Source organism: Azonexus sp. IMCC34839, from assembly GCF_047047955.1.
GTDB lineage: Bacteria > Pseudomonadota > Gammaproteobacteria > Burkholderiales > Rhodocyclaceae > Azonexus.
The window spans coordinates 3,452,078-3,471,547 of the sequence record NZ_CP150631.1; the positions used below are offsets into that span (position 1 = coordinate 3,452,078).

At 62.9% G+C, this 19,470-nt stretch carries 16 protein-coding genes; 9 read left to right on the forward strand and 7 right to left on the reverse strand.

Features of this window, described 5'->3' with window-relative positions; translation table 11 throughout:
• Window positions 1–21 precede the first annotated feature (21 nt).
• Window positions 22–639 (forward strand): phenylacetic acid degradation protein PaaY, encoded by a 618-nt coding sequence (gene paaY, locus WIF35_RS16880; protein ID WP_412479376.1) that lies wholly within the window; start codon window positions 22–24, stop codon window positions 637–639.
• 6 nt (window positions 640–645) lie between these two features.
• On the opposite strand, the gene paaX is transcribed toward paaY, so the two are convergent.
• The 7 genes from paaX to fabI all read right to left on the reverse strand — a co-directional run bounded on the left by paaX (window position 646) and on the right by fabI (window position 9,514).
• Complete coding sequence (gene paaX, locus WIF35_RS16885; protein ID WP_412479377.1) at window positions 646–1,593, reverse strand: phenylacetic acid degradation operon negative regulatory protein PaaX; 948 nt, start codon at window positions 1,591–1,593, stop codon at window positions 646–648.
• Window positions 1,594–1,784: 191 nt separating this feature from the next.
• Entirely contained in the window at window positions 1,785–4,682 is a 2,898-nt protein-coding gene (locus WIF35_RS16890) for an adenosylcobalamin-dependent ribonucleoside-diphosphate reductase (protein WP_412479378.1), read from the reverse strand.
• A gap of 199 nt (window positions 4,683–4,881) precedes the next feature.
• Window positions 4,882–6,063 carry an acetate/propionate family kinase gene (locus WIF35_RS16895; RefSeq protein ID WP_412479379.1) on the reverse strand — a complete coding sequence of 394 codons (1,182 nt, stop codon included), beginning with the start codon at window positions 6,061–6,063 and terminating at the stop codon, window positions 4,882–4,884.
• A gap of 1 nt (window position 6,064) precedes the next feature.
• A complete protein-coding gene (locus WIF35_RS16900) occupies window positions 6,065–7,483 on the reverse strand; it encodes a bifunctional enoyl-CoA hydratase/phosphate acetyltransferase (RefSeq protein WP_412479380.1) in 1,419 nt (472 codons plus the stop codon).
• Between the two features lie 81 nt (window positions 7,484–7,564).
• Window positions 7,565–8,047 carry a hypothetical protein gene (locus tag WIF35_RS16905; protein ID WP_412479381.1) on the reverse strand — a complete coding sequence of 161 codons (483 nt, stop codon included), beginning with the start codon at window positions 8,045–8,047 and terminating at the stop codon, window positions 7,565–7,567.
• A gap of 9 nt (window positions 8,048–8,056) precedes the next feature.
• Window positions 8,057–8,632: a hypothetical protein gene (locus tag WIF35_RS16910; protein ID WP_412479382.1), complete on the reverse strand. Its 576-nt coding sequence runs from the start codon at window positions 8,630–8,632 to the stop codon at window positions 8,057–8,059.
• 96 nt (window positions 8,633–8,728) lie between these two features.
• On the reverse strand, window positions 8,729–9,514 hold the full coding sequence (fabI, locus tag WIF35_RS16915; protein WP_412479383.1) for an enoyl-ACP reductase FabI: 786 nt from the start codon (window positions 9,512–9,514) through the stop codon (window positions 8,729–8,731).
• A 262-nt stretch (window positions 9,515–9,776) separates the two neighbouring features.
• On the opposite strand from fabI, the gene WIF35_RS16920 reads away from it, so the two are divergent.
• The 8 genes from WIF35_RS16920 (at window position 9,777) to rbbA (ending at window position 19,469) form a co-directional block, all read left to right on the forward strand.
• On the forward strand, window positions 9,777–11,660 hold the full coding sequence (locus WIF35_RS16920) for an NAD(P)H-dependent oxidoreductase subunit E (RefSeq protein ID WP_412481264.1): 1,884 nt from the start codon (window positions 9,777–9,779) through the stop codon (window positions 11,658–11,660).
• Window positions 11,657–12,358, forward strand: coding sequence for a 2Fe-2S iron-sulfur cluster-binding protein (locus WIF35_RS16925; RefSeq protein ID WP_412479384.1), 702 nt, complete (start codon window positions 11,657–11,659; stop codon window positions 12,356–12,358). Before WIF35_RS16920 ends, WIF35_RS16925 begins: the two co-directional genes overlap by 4 nt.
• Before the next feature lies 1 nt (window position 12,359).
• Window positions 12,360–12,908 carry an NADP oxidoreductase gene (locus WIF35_RS16930; RefSeq protein ID WP_412479385.1) on the forward strand — a complete coding sequence of 183 codons (549 nt, stop codon included), beginning with the start codon at window positions 12,360–12,362 and terminating at the stop codon, window positions 12,906–12,908.
• 115 nt (window positions 12,909–13,023) lie between these two features.
• On the forward strand, window positions 13,024–14,487 hold the full coding sequence (locus tag WIF35_RS16935) for a Ni/Fe hydrogenase subunit alpha (RefSeq protein ID WP_412479386.1): 1,464 nt from the start codon (window positions 13,024–13,026) through the stop codon (window positions 14,485–14,487).
• Complete coding sequence (locus tag WIF35_RS16940; protein ID WP_412479387.1) at window positions 14,484–14,978, forward strand: hydrogenase maturation protease; 495 nt, start codon at window positions 14,484–14,486, stop codon at window positions 14,976–14,978. The genes WIF35_RS16935 and WIF35_RS16940 overlap by 4 nt, the downstream gene beginning before the upstream one ends.
• 113 nt (window positions 14,979–15,091) lie before the next feature.
• Complete coding sequence (locus WIF35_RS16945) at window positions 15,092–15,610, forward strand: hypothetical protein (RefSeq protein WP_412479388.1); 519 nt, start codon at window positions 15,092–15,094, stop codon at window positions 15,608–15,610.
• 118 nt (window positions 15,611–15,728) lie between these two features.
• Window positions 15,729–16,715: an HlyD family secretion protein gene (locus WIF35_RS16950; protein WP_412479389.1), complete on the forward strand. Its 987-nt coding sequence runs from the start codon at window positions 15,729–15,731 to the stop codon at window positions 16,713–16,715.
• A gap of 12 nt (window positions 16,716–16,727) precedes the next feature.
• Entirely contained in the window at window positions 16,728–19,469 is a 2,742-nt protein-coding gene (gene rbbA, locus WIF35_RS16955) for a ribosome-associated ATPase/putative transporter RbbA (RefSeq protein ID WP_412479390.1), read from the forward strand.
• Window position 19,470 lies beyond the last annotated feature (1 nt).

The window sequence follows — 19,470 nt, forward strand, 5'->3', positions numbered from 1 at the left end:
CTTTTGAAAGCGAGTTGCAGCATGACTTCATTGCGTGTTTACGCCATCGACGGCATCGTGCCGGTGGTCGATCCCACGGCCTACGTTCACCCCAGCGCCGTACTGATTGGCGACGTCATCGTCGGCCCCGGCTGCTACGTCGGTCCCTGCGCCAGTCTGCGCGGCGATTTCGGGCGCCTGATCCTGGAGGCGGGGGCGAATCTGCAGGACACTTGCGTCATGCATGGCTTTCCGGGGACCGATACCGTGGTCGGCGAAAACGGCCATATCGGCCATGGTGCCGTTTTGCACGGCTGTTGTGTTGGCCGCAACGCCCTGGTCGGCATGAATGCGGTGATCATGGACAACGCGGTAATCGGCGAGGCGAGCATCATCGCTGCTTCAGCCTTCGTCAAGGCCAGCGAAGTCGTGCCCGACGGGGTGCTGGTGGCCGGCGTTCCGGCCAAGGTCATTCGCCCGCTGAGCGACGAGGAAATGGCCTGGAAGGCCGAAGGGACGAAAACCTATCAGGACCTGACGCGGCGTTGCCTGGCGACCATGGTGGAAACGGCGCCCTTGGTTGCCATGGAAGCGGACCGCAAGCGTATCGTCATGCCCGACGTCATACCGCTCACCGAATTGAAGAAACGGGGCGGCTGAGCGGCCTCAGGCCATCAGCGGATCGTATTGCGGGAAGCGTTCCGGCAGGGAAGCGTCGACAATCGGCACGCTGCCGTCGGCCAGGCACATCTCCCGGTCGAGATGGCGATTGGAGCCTGTCTCCAGTCGCTTGTACAACTCCTTGCACAGCAGGCGGGCCTGCTGCCCCGTCCAGTCGGGCGGCAGCAGCACTTCCGGCAGTTCCGGGTCGCGCAGCAAGAGGCGACGGTAATCGTGAATGAGCAGGAGGCGGAGCAGGAAGGCATCCTGATCGGAGATTTCCGCCATTTGGTCACGACGCAGGGAGTCGAGAATCGGCTGGTAGGCAGTAACGAAACCCGCGTAGGCCTCGGCTAGTCCGCCCAGGTCCCAGGCGCGGCTGACCAGGTCGGCATCGCTGGCCGACTGGGCAGCGGGGGCGTCGGCCGCGAACAGCGGAAACAGCGCCGGCAGGGCCGCACCCAGGCCTTCGGCGATCAGCGCGTCGAGCACGGTGGGCAGGTCGGCGCCGGGGTGCACGAAGCAGTCGTTGCCAAGAATGCCAAAGCCCTGCCAGAACAGTGCTCGCCTGAGCTGTTCGCGCAGTTTCGGCTCCACGTCGCCAACGACGAGAATGACCCGCCAGCGGCGATCCCACAACGGCGCATGGGCTGCGTAAATATGGCGGGAAGCTTCGTCGAAACGGCGGCGGCCGGAGGGGGTCAGCACATAATCGGCGCGGCGGCCGATCGTTTCCGTGCGCAGCCATTCTTCTTTCGCCAGCCGGAATACTGAGGTGCGGATCAGACGCTCATTCAGTTCCAGCGGCTCGAGCAGGCGGATCAGGCTGCCGAGCCAGATACGTCCGCCGCGCGGCAGGATGGCATCGCCGAAGGCGGTGATGATCAGCGAACCGGCCTGGACACGGCGTTGTGCTCGAAAGGCGTCGAGGCGCTGCTGAACTGCTTCGGTCACGATGGTGGTAGGTGTTTGGGATAAACGGCGAAGTTTACCGTACTGTCAGTGGGGGAATCCATTGGCCGAAAGAGGGAAAGGGCTCCATCTTCGGGCTAGGGCAATAAAAAAGCCCCGGATCGACGATCGCGGGGCTGATGGAGGCGACTTCCGTTGGGAGAAGTCGCCTGTTCCATCTGGCTTGCTACCGGTTAGCCGCAGGTACCGACGGCACCGCAGGCGGTGCAGAAATCGCAGCCATCCTTGCGGATCATCGTGTGGTTACCGCACTCGCTGCACAGCTTGCCCTGGGTCGGCAGCACCTTGTTGCTGGTGGTGTCTTCCGGCGCTTCCAGGATGCCCATCTGCTGCAGCGGGAAACCGGTTTCGTCGAGGATGCCGAGCATCGCATAGCGGTGGATGATCAGCTGGGCGATGTAGGCGACGGTCGACGGGTAGGTCTGCTGCTTGCGCGAACCCGGGACGAAGGCCATGAAATCGCCGAGCGGCTCGGAGTAGTCGAGCAGCTTGCGCAGCTTCATGCCGATCCAGGCCGGATCGAGGACGCGCATGTCGAGCGACAGAAGCTTGGACAGACCGTCGAGGGCGCGCGGGTAGTTGCCCGACAGCCACATCGAGTACGGACGCGAGGTGCCGTCCGGCAGCGTGATTTCCTTCAGGCCGAGGACGAAGTCTTCGCCGGTGGAGGGGTTGCTGACGTCGACCGTCCAGGACAGGGTGCCGTCGGTACCGGTCTTCGGTTCCTTGGCGCTGAACAGGGCATCCTTGACCGGCGTCGGGCCATCGTGACCGAAGGCCCCGAGTTGTTCGACACGCCAACGGATGACCTGGGCCATGGCGGAAACGACGGACGGCATGCGCTTGCGCTCGCCATGCGGCGGCATTTGCATTTCGAAGGAATCACCCGGGGTCTTGGCCAGGGCATCCAGTTTCATCTCCAGCCAGCCGTGGTCGTTGGCGCGCATATCCATGGACAGGGTCTTGGCGACGGCGCCCAGGCCACGCGGTTCGGCCGGGCCGTTGGCCCAGACTTCGAACGGCCAGGCACGGCCTTCCGGTTCGACGTGGCCGACGAACAGGGCGAACTTGCCGATCGGCGAGTCGACCATGTAGGTCCAGCACAGGTTGCCTTCCGGCAGGCTCGGGCGGCCCGGCCAGCGCAGGCTGGCCAGCACCGGGGCCGGCAGGTTCTTGATCGACAGGCGACGGTTGGCGTCGGAGACGAAATCCTGCGGCGCCTTGGCGTCGGCCGCCGGGGCGGCTTCGGTCTTGGTCGGTTCGACCGAGAGGACGGAACCGAGCACGCTATTCGGACGATAGGTGGCCAGACCCTTCAGACCGGCCTTCCAGGCCTGCATGTACAGATCCTGGAAATCTTCGTACGGGTAGTCGGCCGGCACGTTGACCGTCTTGGAGATCGAGGTATCGATATACGGGGCAACCGCAGCCACCATGTCGGCGTGTGCCTTGGCGGAGATTTCCAGCGCCGTGACGAAGTATTCCGGCAGCTTGGCGACGTCGCCGCCCTGATGCTTGTACAGACGCCAGGCGTAGTCTTCAACCGAGTATTCCTTGATCGTGCCGTCTTGCATCCGCTTCTTGCGGTTGTAGGTCCAGGAGAACGGCGGTTCGATACCGTTCGAGGCATTATCGGCGAAGGCCAGCGAGATGGTGCCGGTCGGCGCGATGGACAGCAGGTGCGAGTTGCGCAGGCCGTGCTTGCGGATTTCGGCCTTGATGTCGTTCGGTAGACGGGAAGCGAAATTGCCACCGGACAGATACAGCTCGGCGTTGAACAACGGGAAGGCGCCGCGCTCCTTGGCTAGTTCGACCGAGGTCAGATAGGCGGTGTCGCGCATGAATTCGCTGATGCGGGCAGCCATGGCGCGAGCTTCCGGCTTGTCGTAGCACAGGCGGAGCATGGCCAGGGCATCGCCCAGGCCGGTGAAGCCAAGGCCGACGCGGCGCTTGTTGGCGGCTTCCTGCTGCTGGCGCTCGAGCGGCCAGTGGGTGGCGTCGAGCACGTTGTCGAGCATCCGGGTGGAGGTGCGGACGACTTCGGCAAAACCGTCGAAATCGAATTCGGCCTGCTCGGAGAACGGGTTCTTGACGTACAGGGTCAGGTTGATCGAACCCAGGCAGCAGCAGCCATACGGCGGCAGCGGCTGTTCGGCGCAGGGGTTGGTGGCCTCGATCACTTCGCAGTAATTGAGGTTGTTGTCCTTGTTCATGCGATCCAGGAACAGGATGCCCGGTTCGGCGTGATCGTAGGTGGACTTCATGACCTGGTCCCACAGGTCGCGGGCGCGGACCTTGCGGTATACCCACATGCCGTCGTCGCGCTGGTAGGCGCCCTCCGATTTCATTTCGACATTCGGCTCGGCACGATGGACCAGCTCGACATCGGTATCGGCATCGACGGCTTCCATGAAGCCATCGGTCACGCCGATGGAGATGTTGAAGTTGGTCAGATCGCCGTGGTCCTTGGCGTGGATGAATTCCTCGATATCCGGATGGTCGCAACGCAGCACGCCCATCTGGGCGCCGCGGCGGGCACCGGCGGATTCGACAGTCTCGCAGGAGCGGTCGAAGACGCGCATGTACGACACCGGGCCGGAAGCGCGCGACTGGGTGCCCTTGACGTGGGCGCCCTGCGGACGGATGGATGAGAAGTCGTAACCGACACCGCCGCCACGACGCATGGTCTCGGCGGCCTGGGCCAGGGCGGTATAGATGCCAGGCTTGCCATCGGTGGTCTCGACGATGGAGTCGCCCACCGGCTGCACGAAGCAGTTGATCAGCGTGGCCTGCAGGTCGGTACCGGCGGCGGAGTTGATACGGCCGGCCGGGATGAAACCGTTTTCCTGGGCCCACAGGAACTTGGCTTCCCAATGGGCGCGGTCCTTTTCCTGTTCGACTTGAGCCAGTGCCCAGGCGACGCGCTTGCGCACGTCGTGCACATTGGTTTCCTTGCCCTTGGCGTACTTTTCGACCAGCACTTCGCCGGAAATTTCCTGCTCGGGCAGAGGAGCGAATTGCGGCGGTGCGGGAATGTCGGTCAGTGAAAGCTGCTCGGCGACTTTGCTCATTAAGGCTCCTCTCGACAGTTCGATGTTAGTGGTGTGGTGGAGGAGGAATCTACTATATCTAGTGGGTGGATACAATCCGTTGACTAAATACGGGGTGTTGTGTCTTGGGTTGGATTGCCTATGTCATGGCCTGGAAAAGCCCAAAAAAACAAAGCCCCAGCGAGTTTTTTCGCTGGGGCTTATGCAATAAAAATATTTTTTAGAGGGCGAGCAGGGTCTGTGCGTGGTGGGCCATCATCCATTCCTCGTTGGTCGGAATGACCAGTACGTCGACCGTGCTGTTGCCCGCGCTGATCACGATGTCGTGACGTGCGTTGGCTTCCGGATTGGTACGGATGCCCAACCATTCGGAGAGCAGGCAGACGCGGCGGCGTACCTCGGCGGCGTGCTCGCCGATGCCGCCGGTGAACACCAGAGCGTCGAGGCCACCGGCTGCGGCAGCGAGCGAGCCGAGTTCGCGGGCGATGCGGTAGCAAAACAGGTCGACCGCCTCATGCGCTTCCGGCTTGTCGCTGGAGAGCAGGGTACGCATGTCCTGGCTGAGGCCGGATACGCCGAGCAGGCCCGATTCCTTGTAGAGGATGCGGGTCATGTCCTTGACCGAGTAGTTCTTCGTCTCCATCAGGTGGAGGACGACGCCGGGGTCGAGGTTGCCGCAGCGGGTGCCCATCATCAGGCCGTCGATGGTCGAGAAGCCGAGCGTGGTGGCGACGCACTTGCGATTGACCATGGCCGCCATGCTGGCGCCGTTGCCGAGGTGGGCGACGACGACACGGCCGTTGGCGCGGTGCGAATGCTCCGGCAGGGCGCGGGCGATGAATTCGTAAGAGAGACCGTGGAAGCCGTAGCGTTTGATGCCTTCGGCAGTCAGCGCGCGCGGCAGGCCGAAGGTCTGGGCGACTTCCGGCTGCGTGCGGTGGAAGGCGGTATCGAAGCAGGCGACTTGCGGCACCTCGGGCAGCAGGTTCTGCAAGGCCTTGATGCCGGCCACGTTATGCGGTTCGTGCAGCGGGGCGAGCGGGATGAAGCTTTCCAGGTGGCCGAGGACCACGTCGTCGATCAGCGTCGGCTTGCTGTAGCGTTCGCCGCCATGGACGACGCGATGGCCGACGGCGACGATCTGCCAGCCGGCCTGGGTGGCCTGGAACCACTTGAGCAGGGCATCGAACGCGACGTCATGCGACACGCGTTCGCCGGCGATCATCTGGTCGGCTATCTTTTCACCGGCCTTGTCCTTGGCCACCATCTTGGTGGCATTGGTGCCGATGCCGTCGATCTGGCCGGAGACCTCGGCTTGGGGCGAAATGTGCTGGTTGAGCGGGAAGAGGGCGAACTTGATGGAGGACGATCCAGCGTTGATCGTCAGGATGGCTTGTTTCATGTCAGGCTTTTCCGTTACTGCGGTTGGCGTGGGCGATCAGCGCGGCGATGACGCACGAGGCAGTGCGCGTTTCGGCGGAATCGGCGCGGCTGGTCAAAACGATGGGCACCTTGGTGCCAAGCACGATGCCGGCAGTCAGGGCGTTGGCGAGGTATTCGAGTTGCTTGGCGACCATGTTGCCGGATTCCAGGTCGGGCACGACGAGGATTTCGGCGTGGCCGGCGACGGCCGACTTGATGCCCTTGGTCTTGGCGGCGACGATGGAAACGGCGTTGTCGAAGGCGAGCGGGCCATCGAGGATGCCGCCCTTGATCTGGCCGCGGTCCGCCATCTTGCACAGGGCGGCGGCATCGAGGGTGGACTGGATTTTCGGATTGATCGTTTCGACCGCCGACAGGATGGCCACCTTGGGCTCGGGAATACCGATCACGTGGGCCAGTTCGATGGCGTTCTGGATGATGTCGGCCTTCTCTTCGAGCGTCGGCGCGATGTTGATTGCGGCGTCCGTGATCAGCAGGGGGCGCGGGTAGGTCGGCACGTCCATCACGAAGACGTGGCTGATCCGGCGGCTGGTGCGCAGGCCGTTGGCACGGGCGACGACTTCGCCCATCAGTTCGTCGGTATGCAGGCTGCCCTTCATCAGCGCCTCGGCATCGCCGGTGCGCACCAGCGACACGGCAAGTGCGGCGGAGTCGTGGCTGTGGGCGGCATTGACGATGCGGATGCCGGTCAGGTCGATGGCGTTTTCTTCGGCAACGGCGCGGATCTTGGCTTCCGGGCCGACCAGGATGGGCTCGATGATGCCGGCCTGGAAGGCCATGACCGGTCCCTTCAGCGATTCCTTGTCGCACGGGTGGGCGACGGCGGTCGGGATCGGCTCCAGCCCCTTCACGCGCTGCAGCAGGTGGGTGTAGCGCTCGTGCTTGTCGTCGATACGGATTTCCGGCATGTGCACTTCTTCCAGGCGAGCAACCTTTTCGGTCGGCGCCAGGATTTCTGCCGTGCCGCGCACCACCTGCAGGCCTTCCTGATTGGTGCACACGCAATCGAAGATGACGTGCTTGTTGTGGTCGAACTTCTGCTTGGCGGTGACGGTAATGGTGATCGTGTCGCCGATGGTCACCGGGCGGGCGAAGTGCAGGCTCTGGTCGATCAGGATGGTGCCGGGGCCGGGGAATTGGGTGCCGAGCACGGTCGAGATCAGCGAGCCGCTCCACATGCCGTGGGCGATCACCTCGCGGAACATGCCGCTCTCCGCATAGCCGGGATCGACCACTGCCGGATTGACGTCGCCGGTCAGTACGGCGAAGAGTTTGACGTCTTCCGGCATCAAGGTGCGTTTCAGGCTGGCCGAATCGCCGATCTTGATTTCTTCGTAGGTCTTGTTGATCAGATAGCGTTGTTCGGTCTGGGTGTTCATACGCGCTCCGCTACGTCAGGATGATTCGAAGAAGTATAGGGTGCTGCGGTGCAGCACTCAATTGGAATGGAAGCGATGGAACTATTCACGTCGTGCCCGTCGGCGTTCCTGGCTGACCAGCGGTGTGGGCGGGCTGGTGTCGAGGCCCGGATGCAGTGCGAGCAGCTGGTCGAGCACCCACTGGTTGGCTTCGTAGGTAAATTCGCGGGCGTCTAGCGGGGCTTCGGTCAGCGCTTCAGCAAAGAGCGCCACGGCGGCCGAGCGGCTGACGCCGTATTCGCAGTGCACCATCAGCGAGATATCGAAGGGGGCGGCATGCAGTTCGCCGAGAAAGGCATCGATCTGCTTGGCCATGGTTCGGTCGAACAGGCCGGGCAGTGACGGCATGAATTCGTCGGCCGGCACGGCATCGAAGAAGGAGAGGCGCAGCACGTGGCGGAACAGCGGGTCGAGCTTGGCTTCCGGCGTCGTCGGATCGGTGATCGAGATGACTGCCATGTAGGGCGAGCCGCGCAGTTGTTCGGCCAGTTTGCGCGAGGTGTACTGGATATGGTTGATGGTCATGGCCGGCGTCTATTCCATGAAAACCGGGTCGGAGAAAACCAGCGTGCCGTCCTTGCGCATCATCAGGTTGTCGGCCTTGATCAGGTCGGGCAGGGCGCCGTATTCGTCGGTGAAGCTCTCCAGCGCCTGCAGCGACTCCTGCACGGCGTCGGTCCAGCCCATGGGCGTGACGGTCAGGTGATGCAGGGCGATGCGGCCCATGTCCTGCGCCAGGTTGCGCCACATCATGCAGGCATCGTAGTAGGAGGTGCACAGTTTGGTCGCCACATCGGCCGCTTCGCCCTGGCCGGGCAGCGGGTAAAGGCGTTCGACCTCGACGATGTGGAAGGGAAAGCCACGACTCGATTTGCCGGCGGTACCGTGATCGGCGAAGACGACCGGGAAATGGCGGCCGGTTGGCCGGTCGGGCGCCGTGTAATAGGCGTAGTCGGTTGGCGAGGAGAGCACCTTGTAGACGCGTTCCTGGCCGTCGACGGTCGGCGCCTCAAGGACGATGGTGCTTTCGCCGCGGCCGATTTCCTTGCGCCCGTTCAGCAAGGGGTGGTCGGGGACGGGGTCGGCGATCAGTCCGTCGTTTTCTGCCATCGTTTTCTCCCAAAGCGGGGTGAGGAAGGCGGGCCTTCACTCACCCGGTTTTTTGCCTTTTTGCCGCGTGCACCGCAGCAGACGACTTTCTACGGCTTAAGCGACGATATGGGCACCGGCGTCGACGTAGATGGTCTGCCCGGTCATGCCCGAGGAGCCCGAGGTGCACAGGAAGGCGGTCAGGGCACCGACTTCATCGATGGTCACGGTGCGGCCGAGCGGTGCCTTCTGGGCGTCGGATTCGAGCAGGTTGTTGAAGTTGGCGATGCCGGAGGCGGCGCGGGTCATGATCGGACCGGGCGACACGGCGAAGACGCGGATGCCCTTGGGGCCGAGGTCATAGGCCATGTAGCGGACGGCCGATTCGAGCGCCGCCTTGATGATCCCCATGACGCCGTAGTTGCGCACGACACGCTCGGCGCCGAGGTAGGACATGGTGATCAGCGAGCCGCCATGGCTCATCAGCGGTTCCAGCGCCTTGGCCATGCGCAGAAAGCTGTGGCAGGAAACGTTCATCGCCGCATCGAAGCCTTCCTCGGTGGTGTCGATGACGCGGCCGTGCAGGTCGTCGGCGTTGCAGAAAGCCATCGAGTGAATGGCGAAGTCGAGTTCGCCGAAAGTTTCGCCGCACTTGGCGATAACGCCTTCCAGGCAGCCCGGTTCGGAAACGTCGAGGCGTTCGAACAGCTTGGCGCCCAGCGCTTCGGCCAGCGGCTGGGTGTACTTGGCGGTCTTTTCGTTTTGGTAGGTCAGGGCGATTTCGCCGCCGAGGGCGACGATGGCCTTGGCCACGGCATAGGCGATGGATTTGTCGTTGGCGACGCCGGTGATCAGGCCTTTTTTGCCAGCCAGCGGGAGCAGGGTTTGTTCCGTCGTGGTCATGCTGTTCTTCCTCTTATTAAAGTTCAGAAATGCTGCTGCAATGCAACAATTTTGCATGAGTGTTACGTGTTTTCATGCCTGAATACATGCTGTAGTGCAGCATCATTCTTGCACAATCAGATTGCTGAAAGTTGACATGGGTCAGATCGCTGTCAGGGAGAAACAACTTCTCTTTGATATTCGACAAAAAACCGAAACCTGATGGTGTTACGCTTTCCTTCGTCATAAGACTTCGCGGGGGAATGTCGTGGCTATCAACGAAATGCATGCCGAAGCCGTCGCCGGCGTCGTGGATCGCGTGGTTGCTCGCTACAAGCGGGACGCCACCTGCATGGTGCAGATTCTGCGCGAGATTCAGGAAGCCTGCGACTGGATATCGCCGGAAGCGATCGACCGCCTGCAAAGCACGCTCGGCGTACCGCGCACCAAGATCGAAGGCGTCGCCGGCTTCTATTCCTTCTTTTACCTGCAGCCACGTGGCAAGTACCGCGTGCTCTTCTCGGACAACGTGACCGACCGCATGGGCGGCAACCGCGACCTGCGCGACCGCCTGTGCAATGCGCTGTGGGTCGAGCCGGGCAAGGTTTCGGAGGACGGGCTGGTCAGCGTTGCGATGACTTCCTGTACCGGCCTGTGCGACCAGGGGCCGGGCCTGCTGGTCAATAACTACGCCATCGGCCAATTGACGGAAGAGCGCATCGACCGCATCGCCGAGCTGATCCGCGAGCGCGTGCCGATGACGCAATGGCCGGCCGAGTTCTTCAAGATCGAAGACAACATCCGCCGCGCCGACATCCTGCTCAGTAGCGACCTGACGCCGGGCGATGCCCTGCGCGCCGCGCGGGCAAGGGCGCCGGACGAAGGTTTGATGGCCTCGAACATGCGCTCCTGGCGCGAAGGCTTGCCCAGCGGCATCGGCGGGCCGATCGCCATGCTCGACGAGATCAAGCGCGCCAATCTGCGTGGCCGCGGCGGCGCTGGTTTCACGACCGGCCTGAAGTGGGAAGCCTGCCGCAATGCGCCGCTCAAAGCCGGGCATCAGCGCATCGTGGTGTGCAATGCCGACGAAGGCGAGCCGGGCACCTTCAAGGATCGCGTACTGCTCTCGAAATTCCCCGATCTGGTGTTCGAAGGCATGACGGTGGCCGCCTATGCCGTCGGTGCGACGCGCGGCTTCCTTTACCTGCGCGGCGAATACCGCTACCTGCTCGATCATCTGAATGCCGTGTTGATCCACCGTCGGCGGGAGAAACTGCTCGGCGAAAACATCCTGGGGATTCCGGGCGCGGATTTCGATATCGAGATTCACCTCGGGGCCGGGGCTTATGTTTGCGGCGAGGAATCGGCCCTGATCGAGTCGCTCGAAGGCAAGCGCGGCACGCCGCGCAACCGGCCGCCTTTCCCGGTGACCAACGGCTATCTCGACCAGCCGACCATCGTAAACAACGTCGAAACCTTCGCCGCCGCCGCGATGATCGCCCTGAACGGCGGCGAGTGGTATGCCGGCATGGGCACCAAACACTCGGCCGGCACCAAGATCTTGTCGGTGTCCGGCGACTGCGAACGGCCGGGTATCTACGAATACCCCTTTGGCGTCAGCATCCGCCAAGTGCTCGAGGATTGTGGCGCCAAGGATACGCAGGCCGTTCAGGTTAGCGGGCCATCCGGGGTTTGCGTGGCGCCGAACGAGTTCGAGCGCATCATTGGCTTTGAGGATATTCCGACGGCCGGCGCCTACACGGTCTTCGACCAGTCGCGCGACATGTTCGAAATGGCGCGCAACTACGTGCATTTCTTCCAGCATGAGAGTTGCGGTTTCTGCACGCCGTGCCGGGTTGGCACCTCGCTGCTCAAGAATCTGATGGACAAGCTGCACAAGGGGGCCGGGTCGCCCTACGACCTGGCCGAAATCGAGAAGCTAAATCTGTTGCTGCAATCGATGAGCCATTGCGGCCTCGGCCATACTGCCTGCAACCCGGTGCTCGATACCTTGGCCAAGTTCCGGCCGGCCTACGAAAAACGCATGATGCAACAAGACTTCGTGCCGGCTTTCGATCTTGACAGCGCGCTGGCCCAAGCTCGCCAGATGACCGGGCGCGACGATGCCGGCGCGCACCTGAGCAGCGTACACGGAGGTGCAGCATGAGCCTGAATTTCACCCTGGACGGCAAGTCCATTCCCTTCGCCGAGGGGCAGACCATCCTGCAGGCGGCGCAAGCGGCCGGTGTCTTCATTCCGCATCTGTGCTATCACCCGGAATTCAAGCCGCACGGTTCGTGCAAGCTGTGTACGGTCAAGGTGAACGGCCGGCAGACAGCCTCCTGCACCATGCGCGCCGCACCGGGCATGGTGGTGGAAAGCGAGACCGAGGAAATCAACGCCGAAAGGCGGGCGCTGACGCAGATGCTCTTCGTCGAAGGCAATCATTTCTGCCCTTCGTGCGAGAAGAGTGGTCAGTGCCAGCTGCAGGCCACGGCCTACCACTTGGGCATGATGAGCCCGCATTACGATCATTTCTTCCCGAATCGGCCAGTCGATGCCTCGCACCCGGATGTGTTGCTCGATTTCAATCGCTGCATCCTGTGCTCGCTGTGCGTGCGGGCCAGCCGCGACGTCGATGGCAAGAATGTTTTTGCGCTGTCCGGACGCGGCATCGGCACGCATCTGATCGTCAATGCCAAATCGGGGCGTTTGGGCGACACCGATTTCACGCTCGACGACAAGGCGGCCAAGGTCTGCCCGGTCGGCGTCATCCTGAAGAAGCACCAGGGCTTTGCCGTGCCCATCGGCGAACGCAAGTACGACAAGGCGCCGATCGACGATGTCGTGACGGAGGGCAAGTGACATGAGCGCCAAGAAGAAACTGAAGGTGGCAACGACCTCACTGGCCGGCTGTTTTGGCTGCCACATGTCCTTTCTCGATATCGACGAGCGCTTGTTTACCCTGCTCGAACACATCGAGTTCGACCGCTCGCCGCTGACTGACATCAAGCATTGCAGTCCGGATTGCGATATCGGCATCATCGAAGGCGGCCTGTGCAATGCCGAGAACGTGCATGTGCTGCGCGAGTTCCGCCAGAACTGCAAGATACTGATCGCCCTGGGCGCCTGTGCCGTGACCGGCGGCCTGCCGGCGCAGCGCAATCATCTGCCGCTGACGACCATCCTCGAAGAGGTCTATCACACCAGTCCGGGGCTGGCCAACGGCATGATCCCGAACGATCCGGAGCTGCCCTTGCCGCTGAATCAGGTGCACCCGATCCACGAGGTGGTCAAGGTGGATTACTTCATTCCCGGCTGCCCGCCGTCCGGTGACGCCATCTGGAAGGTGCTGACCGATCTGCTGGCCGGCAAGGAACCGTCGCTTGGCCACGGCCTGATGCACTACGACTGAATTCCTGAGGCCATCGCCCCATGACTTTGTCAACTTCGCCTCGCCGTGCTGTTTGCACTGTCTTCGTCTCGTTTTCGCGTCCTGGGGCGATGGCCTCAGGAATAGGGAGCATGGTATGACTTTCAATCTGGAAACCGCCCAACACCCGGAAAACCTGCGCCGTGTCGCCATCGATCCGGTGTCGCGCGTCGAAGGCCACGGCAAGGTGACCATCCTGCTCGACGACCAGAACAAGGTGCATCAGGTGCGCCTGCATATCGTCGAGTTCCGGGGCTTCGAGAAATTCATCCAGGGCCGCCCGTATTGGGAAGTGCCGGTCATGGTCCAGCGCCTGTGCGGTATTTGCCCGGTGTCTCACCATCTGGCGGCGTCCAAGGCGCTTGACGTCATCGTCGGCGCGAAGAAACTGACGCCGGCGGCCGAGAAGCTGCGCCGTCTGATGCATTACGGCCAGATGCTGCAGTCGCATGCGCTGCATTTCTTCCACCTGTGTTCCCCCGACCTGCTGTTCGGCTTCGATAGCGACGTGACCAAGCGCAACATCGTTGGTGTCGCCATGGAACACCCGGAAACCGCCAAGCGCGGCGTGCTGTTGCGCAAGTTCGGCCAGGAGGTGATCCGCGTTACCGCTGGCAAGCGCGTGCATGGCACCGGCTCCGTGCCGGGCGGCGTGAACAAGTCGCTGACTGTCGCCGAGCGCGATGAACTGCTGAAGGACATCTATCACATCATCCAGTGGTCGCGCGATGCGGTAAAGCTGATCCAGAAGGTGCATACGCAGGATCCTGGTCTGTACAACAGCTTCGGCATCTTCCGCTCCAATTTCATGTCCCTGGTCGGCAACAACGGCGATCTCGATTTCTACCACGGCACGTTGCGCGCCCGCGACGACAACGGCGAGTTGATCTTCGATCACGTCGATTACCAGCGTTATCAGGAGTACATCGAGGAAGAAGTGCGCTCGTGGAGCTACATGAAGTTCCCGTACTTCCGTTCGCTGGGCAAGGCGCACGGCTGGTACAAGGTCGGCCCGCTGGCCCGGGTGCAGAACTGCAACCAGATTTCGACGCCCTTTGCCGAGAGCGAGCGCAAGGAGTTCGTCGATTACGCCGGCGGTACGCCGATGCACGCGCCCTTGGCCTATCACTGGACGCGCATGATCGAGATGCTGCATGCCGCCGAGGTGATCAAGGAATTGCTGCACGACGACGACCTGCTGTCGGACGATCTGATGGTGCAGGGCGAACGTCAGATGGAAGGCGTCGGCGTCATCGAAGCACCGCGCGGCACGCTGTTCCACCACTATCAGGTGGACGAGAACGACGTGGTGACCATGGCCAACCTGATCGTGTCGACCACCAACAACAACCAGGCGATGAACGAGGCTATCCGCCACGTGGCGCATCGCTACCTGCACGGCCGTGAAGTCACCGAAGGGCTGCTCAACCACATCGAGGTCGCCATCCGCGCTTTCGACCCCTGCCTGTCCTGCGCGACGCATGCGCTGGGCAAGATGCCGCTGGAGGTCGAACTGGTCGATGCGGAAGGCTCATTGGTGCACAGCCTGAGCCGGGCATGACCGCGCCGGTCGTCGTCTTTGCCGTCGGCAACCCGAGTCGGGGCGACGATGCCATCGGGCCGGTGTTGTTCGAGCGTCTGCTCGTCTGGCTGGATCGGGAAGGCCTGGCGCAAGGCTTCGAACTGATCGAGGACTTCCAGTTGCAAATCGAACACGCGCTCGATTTGCGGGGGCGGGAATTGGCGCTGTTCATCGATGCCGGCGAGGGCACGCCGGCACCGTTCAGCTTCCGGCAGGTTCAAGCGGTCGCCGGCATCACCCACACGACGCACGAACTGCCGCCTGAGGCGGTGCTACAGGTCTATCGTCAGACCGAAGGGAGCGAGCCGCCGACTTCCTTCGTGTTGTGTGTGCGCGGCGAGAGTTTTGAGCTGGGCGAGCCGTTGTCGGAAATGGCCGAAAAACGTGTGCAGCAGGCCTTCGTCTTGTTGCAGGCACTCTGTCGTGAGGCCAACGGTGAGGCCTGGTCGGCGCGAGTTTCGTCGGCTTAGTGCGGCCCGATGGCAAAATGGGAAAGCTTCCCGCAGCGAGCGAACCCCGGAAAACCTGAGGTGACGGGGCATTTCTGCTGGAAGCCTGGTCTCAACGTGCTTGGATTTCACCCATGAATCGTTTTCTTGCCTGGTTGCTGAGTTGCTCGCTATTGCTGGCCGGCTGCGTTTCCTACGACGGGCGCGGTTTGCGGCCCGGTATCGATGGACGGGATAGCGTGCTGGCCAGCATGGGCGAGCCGGCCATGCGCTGGCAGGAGAAGGGAGGCGGCGAGCGCTTGGCCTATCCGCGTGGCCCGGCTGCGACGCAAACCTTCATGGTGCACATTGGCGCCGACGGCAAGCTGCAGCAGGTCGAGAAAGTGCTCGACATGGCGCATTTCGCCCGCATTCGTAGCGGCATCGACGACAAGGACAGCGTGCTGCACCTGATCGGGCCGCCCAATCCTGCATGGACCGTGTATTACGAGGCGCGCGACGAGTTGGCCTGGGAGTGGCTGTTCTGCGACGACTGGAGCTTGATGGCACGTTTTGGCGTGTTGTTCGATGGTCGCAGCGGCAAAGTGCGCAGCACGTTTCAGCGCCCGGAGTTGCGTGGGATGGATGGTAGTGCGCCGGCCTGCGGTCACTGAGCTGAGAAAAAGTCCGAGCAAAGGGCGAAAGCGCAGGATCGTTGTTGGCGCCAGGCGGGGCCGGGCCTATAATCGAATCAATTAATGACCCATCGGTCAGTAGCTGAACAGGTGTCGTATGAACCGCTCAAGCCTAAAAAGAATTTCGATTTTTGCCCTTTTCGTCCTGTGCACCGCAGCAGGCGGGTTTTATCTCTACCAGCAACGCCAGAATGCGCTGCCGCCGGGCTTTGCCTCTGGCAATGGGCGCCTGGAGGCGACCGAGGTCGATGTGGCGACCAAGATTGCCGGGCGGCTGGCCGAGCTGGGGCCGCGAGAGGGCGATAGTGTCGAGGCCGATGCTGTCGTCGGCCGCCTCGATGCCGACGATCTGCGTGCCCAGTTGCGGGCGGCCGAAGCGCAGGTGATCCAGGCGCAGAAGGCGGTCGATGAGTCGCGGGCCGGGGTGCGCAAGTCGCGTTCGGACGTTTCGCTGGCCGGCAAGACCTTGAAGCGTTCCGAGGAACTGGTCGGCAAGGGGTTCATCAGCCGCAACAAGCTCGATACCGACCAGACTGGCATGGAAGGTGCAATGGCCGGTATGGCGCAGGCGCAGAGCCGGGTGGCCGAGGCCGATGCGGCCGTCGCGGTAGCGCAGGCCAAGGTGGATAGCCTGAAGGCGACATTGAACGATACTTCGCTGAAGGCACCAATTGCCGGCCGCGTGCTCTATCGCCTGGCCGAGCCGGGCGAGGTGCTGGCGGCGGGCGGCAAGGCGCTGACCCTGGTCGATCTGTCCGACATGTATATGACCATCTACCTGCCGACCGAGAAGGCCGGGCAGGTGGCGGTCAATAGCGAAGCGCGCATCGTGCTCGATGCGCTGGCAGGGCAGGTAATTCCGGCCAAGGTCAGCTTCGTCGCGGCCAAGGCGCAATTCACGCCACGCGAAGTGGAAACGCGAACCGAGCGCGAGAAACTGATGTTCCGCCTGAAAGTGAAGGCCGATCCGGCCTGGCTGGCGGCGCATCGCGATCTGGCCAAGGGCGGCATGCCCGGCGTCGCCTACGTCAAGCTCGACGCCAACGCTACCTGGCCGGCCAACCTGCAGATCGAAGGAAAGTAGCGGAGGGCGGCCATGGACCGCACACCGGTCGCCCGTCTGCGCCAGGTCAGCCACCGCTACGGCAGCGTGGCGGCGCTGGACGGTGTCGGCATCGAGCTGCCGGCCGGCTGCATGGTCGGCCTGATCGGGCCGGACGGCGTCGGTAAATCCTCGCTGCTGGCGCTGGTTTCGGGGGCGCGGCAGATTCAGACCGGCAAGGTCGAGGTACTCGGTGGCGATATTAGCCAGCGCCATTTCCGCGCCTCGGTGCAGCCGCGTATCGCCTACATGCCGCAGGGGCTGGGCAAAAATCTCTACCCGACGCTGTCGGTGTTCGAGAACGTCGAATTCTTCGGCCGTCTGTTTGGCCAAGACAGGGCGGAGCGCGAAGCGCGCATCGCCGAACTGCTCGCCGCCACCGGCTTGTCGCCCTTCGCCGACCGACCTGCGGCCAAACTCTCCGGCGGCATGAAGCAGAAGCTCGGCCTGTGCTGTGCGCTGATCCACGATCCCGACCTGCTGATCCTCGACGAGCCGACCACCGGCGTCGATCCGCTATCGCGCCGCCAGTTCTGGGAGCTGATCGACAGCATCCGCGCCCGCCGGCCGGGCATGAGCGTATTGGTTGCCACCGCCTACATGGAGGAGGCCGAGCGCTTCGACTGGCTGGTCGCGATGGACGACGGCAAGGTGATCGGCACCGGCACGCCGGCCGAACTGCGCGCGCAAACCGGGCAGGCCACGCTGGACGGCGCCTTCATTCAGTTGCTGCCGGAAGACAAGCGGCGGGCGCATCAGGAACTGGTCATTCCGCCCTGGGTGGATAGTAGCCCTGGCTATGCCATTGAGGCGGAGGGGCTGACCCAGCGCTTTGGTGATTTCGTCGCGGTCGATGGGGTCAGCTTCCAGATCGACGAAGGCGAAATCTTCGGCTTTCTCGGTTCGAACGGCTGCGGCAAGACGACGACGATGAAGATGCTGACCGGCCTGCTGCCGCCGACTTCCGGCGAGGCCAAGCTGTTCGGCAAGACGGTCGACGCCAAGGACCTGGAAACGCGCAAGCAGGTCGGCTACATGTCGCAATCCTTCTCGCTTTACGGTGAGCTGACAGTGGCGGCCAACCTCGACTTGCACGCCCGACTGTTCCACCTGCCGGACGCACGGCGCGGCCCGCGCATCGCCGAATTGATGCAGCGTTTCGGGCTGGATGAATACGCCGATAAAGCGGCCGCCGACCTGCCGCTCGGTATCCGCCAGCGCCTGTCCTTGGCCGTGGCCGTGGTTCATGAGCCCAAGCTGCTGATCCTCGATGAGCCAACCTCCGGCGTCGATCCGGTGGCTCGCGACGAATTCTGGGAACTGCTGGTCGAGTTGTCGCGCCAGAAGGGCGTCACCATCTTCATCTCGACCCATTTCATGAACGAGGCCGAGCGCTGCGACCGCATTTCGCTGATGCATGCCGGCAAGGTGCTGGCCAGCGACACGCCAGCGGCCCTGTGCGCGGCGCGCGGCGAAAAGACGCTGGAAGCGGCCTTCATCGGCTATCTGGAGGAGGCTTCCGGCATGCTGGAAGCGACTGCTGCGGTGCACGAGGCAAAAACGGCAAAAACCGAAGCGCCACCCGCCGGCGAACGGCCGGGTAATGCCAGCGCCTTCAGCCTGCGCCGCCTGTTCGGCTATGCCTACCGCGAGGCGTTGGAATTGCGCCGCGACATGATCCGCCTCGGCTTTGCGCTACTCGGTTCGGTCATCATGATGTTCGTGCTCGGCTACGGCATGTCCTTCGATGTCGAGAACCTGCGCTTCGCCGTGCTCGACCGCGACCAGAGCCCGGAAAGCCGGGACTACATTTCCAACGTCGCCGGTTCGCGCTACTTCATTCAACGGCCCAACCTGCTCGATGAAGCTGACCTCGACCGACGCATGAAGAGCGGCGAGGTCTCGCTGGCCATCGAGATTCCCGCCGACTACGGGCGCGACCTGCGGCGGGGGCGGGCACCGGAAATCGGCGTGCTGGTCGACGGCGCCATGCCTTATCGCGGCGAAACGATGCGCGGTTACATCGAAGGCATGCACCGCGAATACGTCCAGCGCCTGCTGCGCGAACAGGCGGGGCTGGAGGCGGCACAGCCTTTCAGCATCGAGTCGCGCTACCGCTACAACCAGGATTTCAAGAGCGTCTATGCCATGGTGCCGGCGGTCATTCCGCTGCTCATGTTGCTCATCCCGGCCATCCTGATGGCGCTCGGTGTGGTGCGCGAGAAAGAGCTGGGTTCGATCACCAACCTCTACGTCACACCGGTGACGCGGCTCGAATTCCTGATCGGCAAACAACTGCCCTACATCGCCGTGTGCATGACCAGCTACTTCCTGATGATGCTGGAGGCCGTGCTGGTCTTCGGCGTGCCGGTCAAGGGCAGTTTCCTGGCCATGACGCTCGGTGCCTTGCTCTATGTGACGGCGACCACCGGCCTGGGGCTGCTGATGTCGACCTTCACCAAGACGCAGATCGCCGCACTGTTCGGCACGGCCATCGTGACCATGCTGCCGACCGTGCAATTCTCAGGCCTGACCACGCCGGTCGAGTCGTTGCAGGGAGGGAGTTACTGGGTCGGCCAGTTCTATCCGGCCACCTATTTCATCCTGATCTGCCGCGGTGCCTTCACCAAGGGCCTGGGCTTTGCCGAACTGTGGCCGTCCTTGCTGGCGCTGGCCGCCTTCATCCCGGTGCTGACGCTGGCCAGCGTCAGTCTGCTCAAGAAGCAGGAGAAATAAG

What these genes read in the sequence shown, in the direction of transcription:
- WIF35_RS16890 (WP_412479378.1), bottom strand. Translation starts at nt 4,682, where the DNA reads ATGAGCAAAGTCGCCGAGCAGCTTTCACTGACCGACATTCCCGCACCG.
- WIF35_RS16940 (WP_412479387.1), top strand. Translation starts at nt 14,484, where the DNA reads ATGACCGCGCCGGTCGTCGTCTTTGCCGTCGGCAACCCGAGTCGGGGC.
- WIF35_RS16910 (WP_412479382.1), bottom strand. Translation starts at nt 8,632, where the DNA reads ATGGCAGAAAACGACGGACTGATCGCCGACCCCGTCCCCGACCACCCC.
- WIF35_RS16925 (WP_412479384.1), top strand. Translation starts at nt 11,657, where the DNA reads ATGAGCCTGAATTTCACCCTGGACGGCAAGTCCATTCCCTTCGCCGAG.
- fabI (WP_412479383.1), bottom strand. Translation starts at nt 9,514, where the DNA reads ATGACCACGACGGAACAAACCCTGCTCCCGCTGGCTGGCAAAAAAGGC.
- WIF35_RS16905 (WP_412479381.1), bottom strand. Translation starts at nt 8,047, where the DNA reads ATGACCATCAACCATATCCAGTACACCTCGCGCAAACTGGCCGAACAA.
- WIF35_RS16935 (WP_412479386.1), top strand. Translation starts at nt 13,024, where the DNA reads ATGACTTTCAATCTGGAAACCGCCCAACACCCGGAAAACCTGCGCCGT.
- rbbA (WP_412479390.1), top strand. Translation starts at nt 16,728, where the DNA reads ATGGACCGCACACCGGTCGCCCGTCTGCGCCAGGTCAGCCACCGCTAC.
- paaY (WP_412479376.1), top strand. Translation starts at nt 22, where the DNA reads ATGACTTCATTGCGTGTTTACGCCATCGACGGCATCGTGCCGGTGGTC.
- WIF35_RS16950 (WP_412479389.1), top strand. Translation starts at nt 15,729, where the DNA reads ATGAACCGCTCAAGCCTAAAAAGAATTTCGATTTTTGCCCTTTTCGTC.
- WIF35_RS16930 (WP_412479385.1), top strand. Translation starts at nt 12,360, where the DNA reads ATGAGCGCCAAGAAGAAACTGAAGGTGGCAACGACCTCACTGGCCGGC.
- WIF35_RS16900 (WP_412479380.1), bottom strand. Translation starts at nt 7,483, where the DNA reads ATGAACACCCAGACCGAACAACGCTATCTGATCAACAAGACCTACGAA.
- WIF35_RS16895 (WP_412479379.1), bottom strand. Translation starts at nt 6,063, where the DNA reads ATGAAACAAGCCATCCTGACGATCAACGCTGGATCGTCCTCCATCAAG.
- WIF35_RS16920 (WP_412481264.1), top strand. Translation starts at nt 9,777, where the DNA reads ATGCATGCCGAAGCCGTCGCCGGCGTCGTGGATCGCGTGGTTGCTCGC.
- WIF35_RS16945 (WP_412479388.1), top strand. Translation starts at nt 15,092, where the DNA reads ATGAATCGTTTTCTTGCCTGGTTGCTGAGTTGCTCGCTATTGCTGGCC.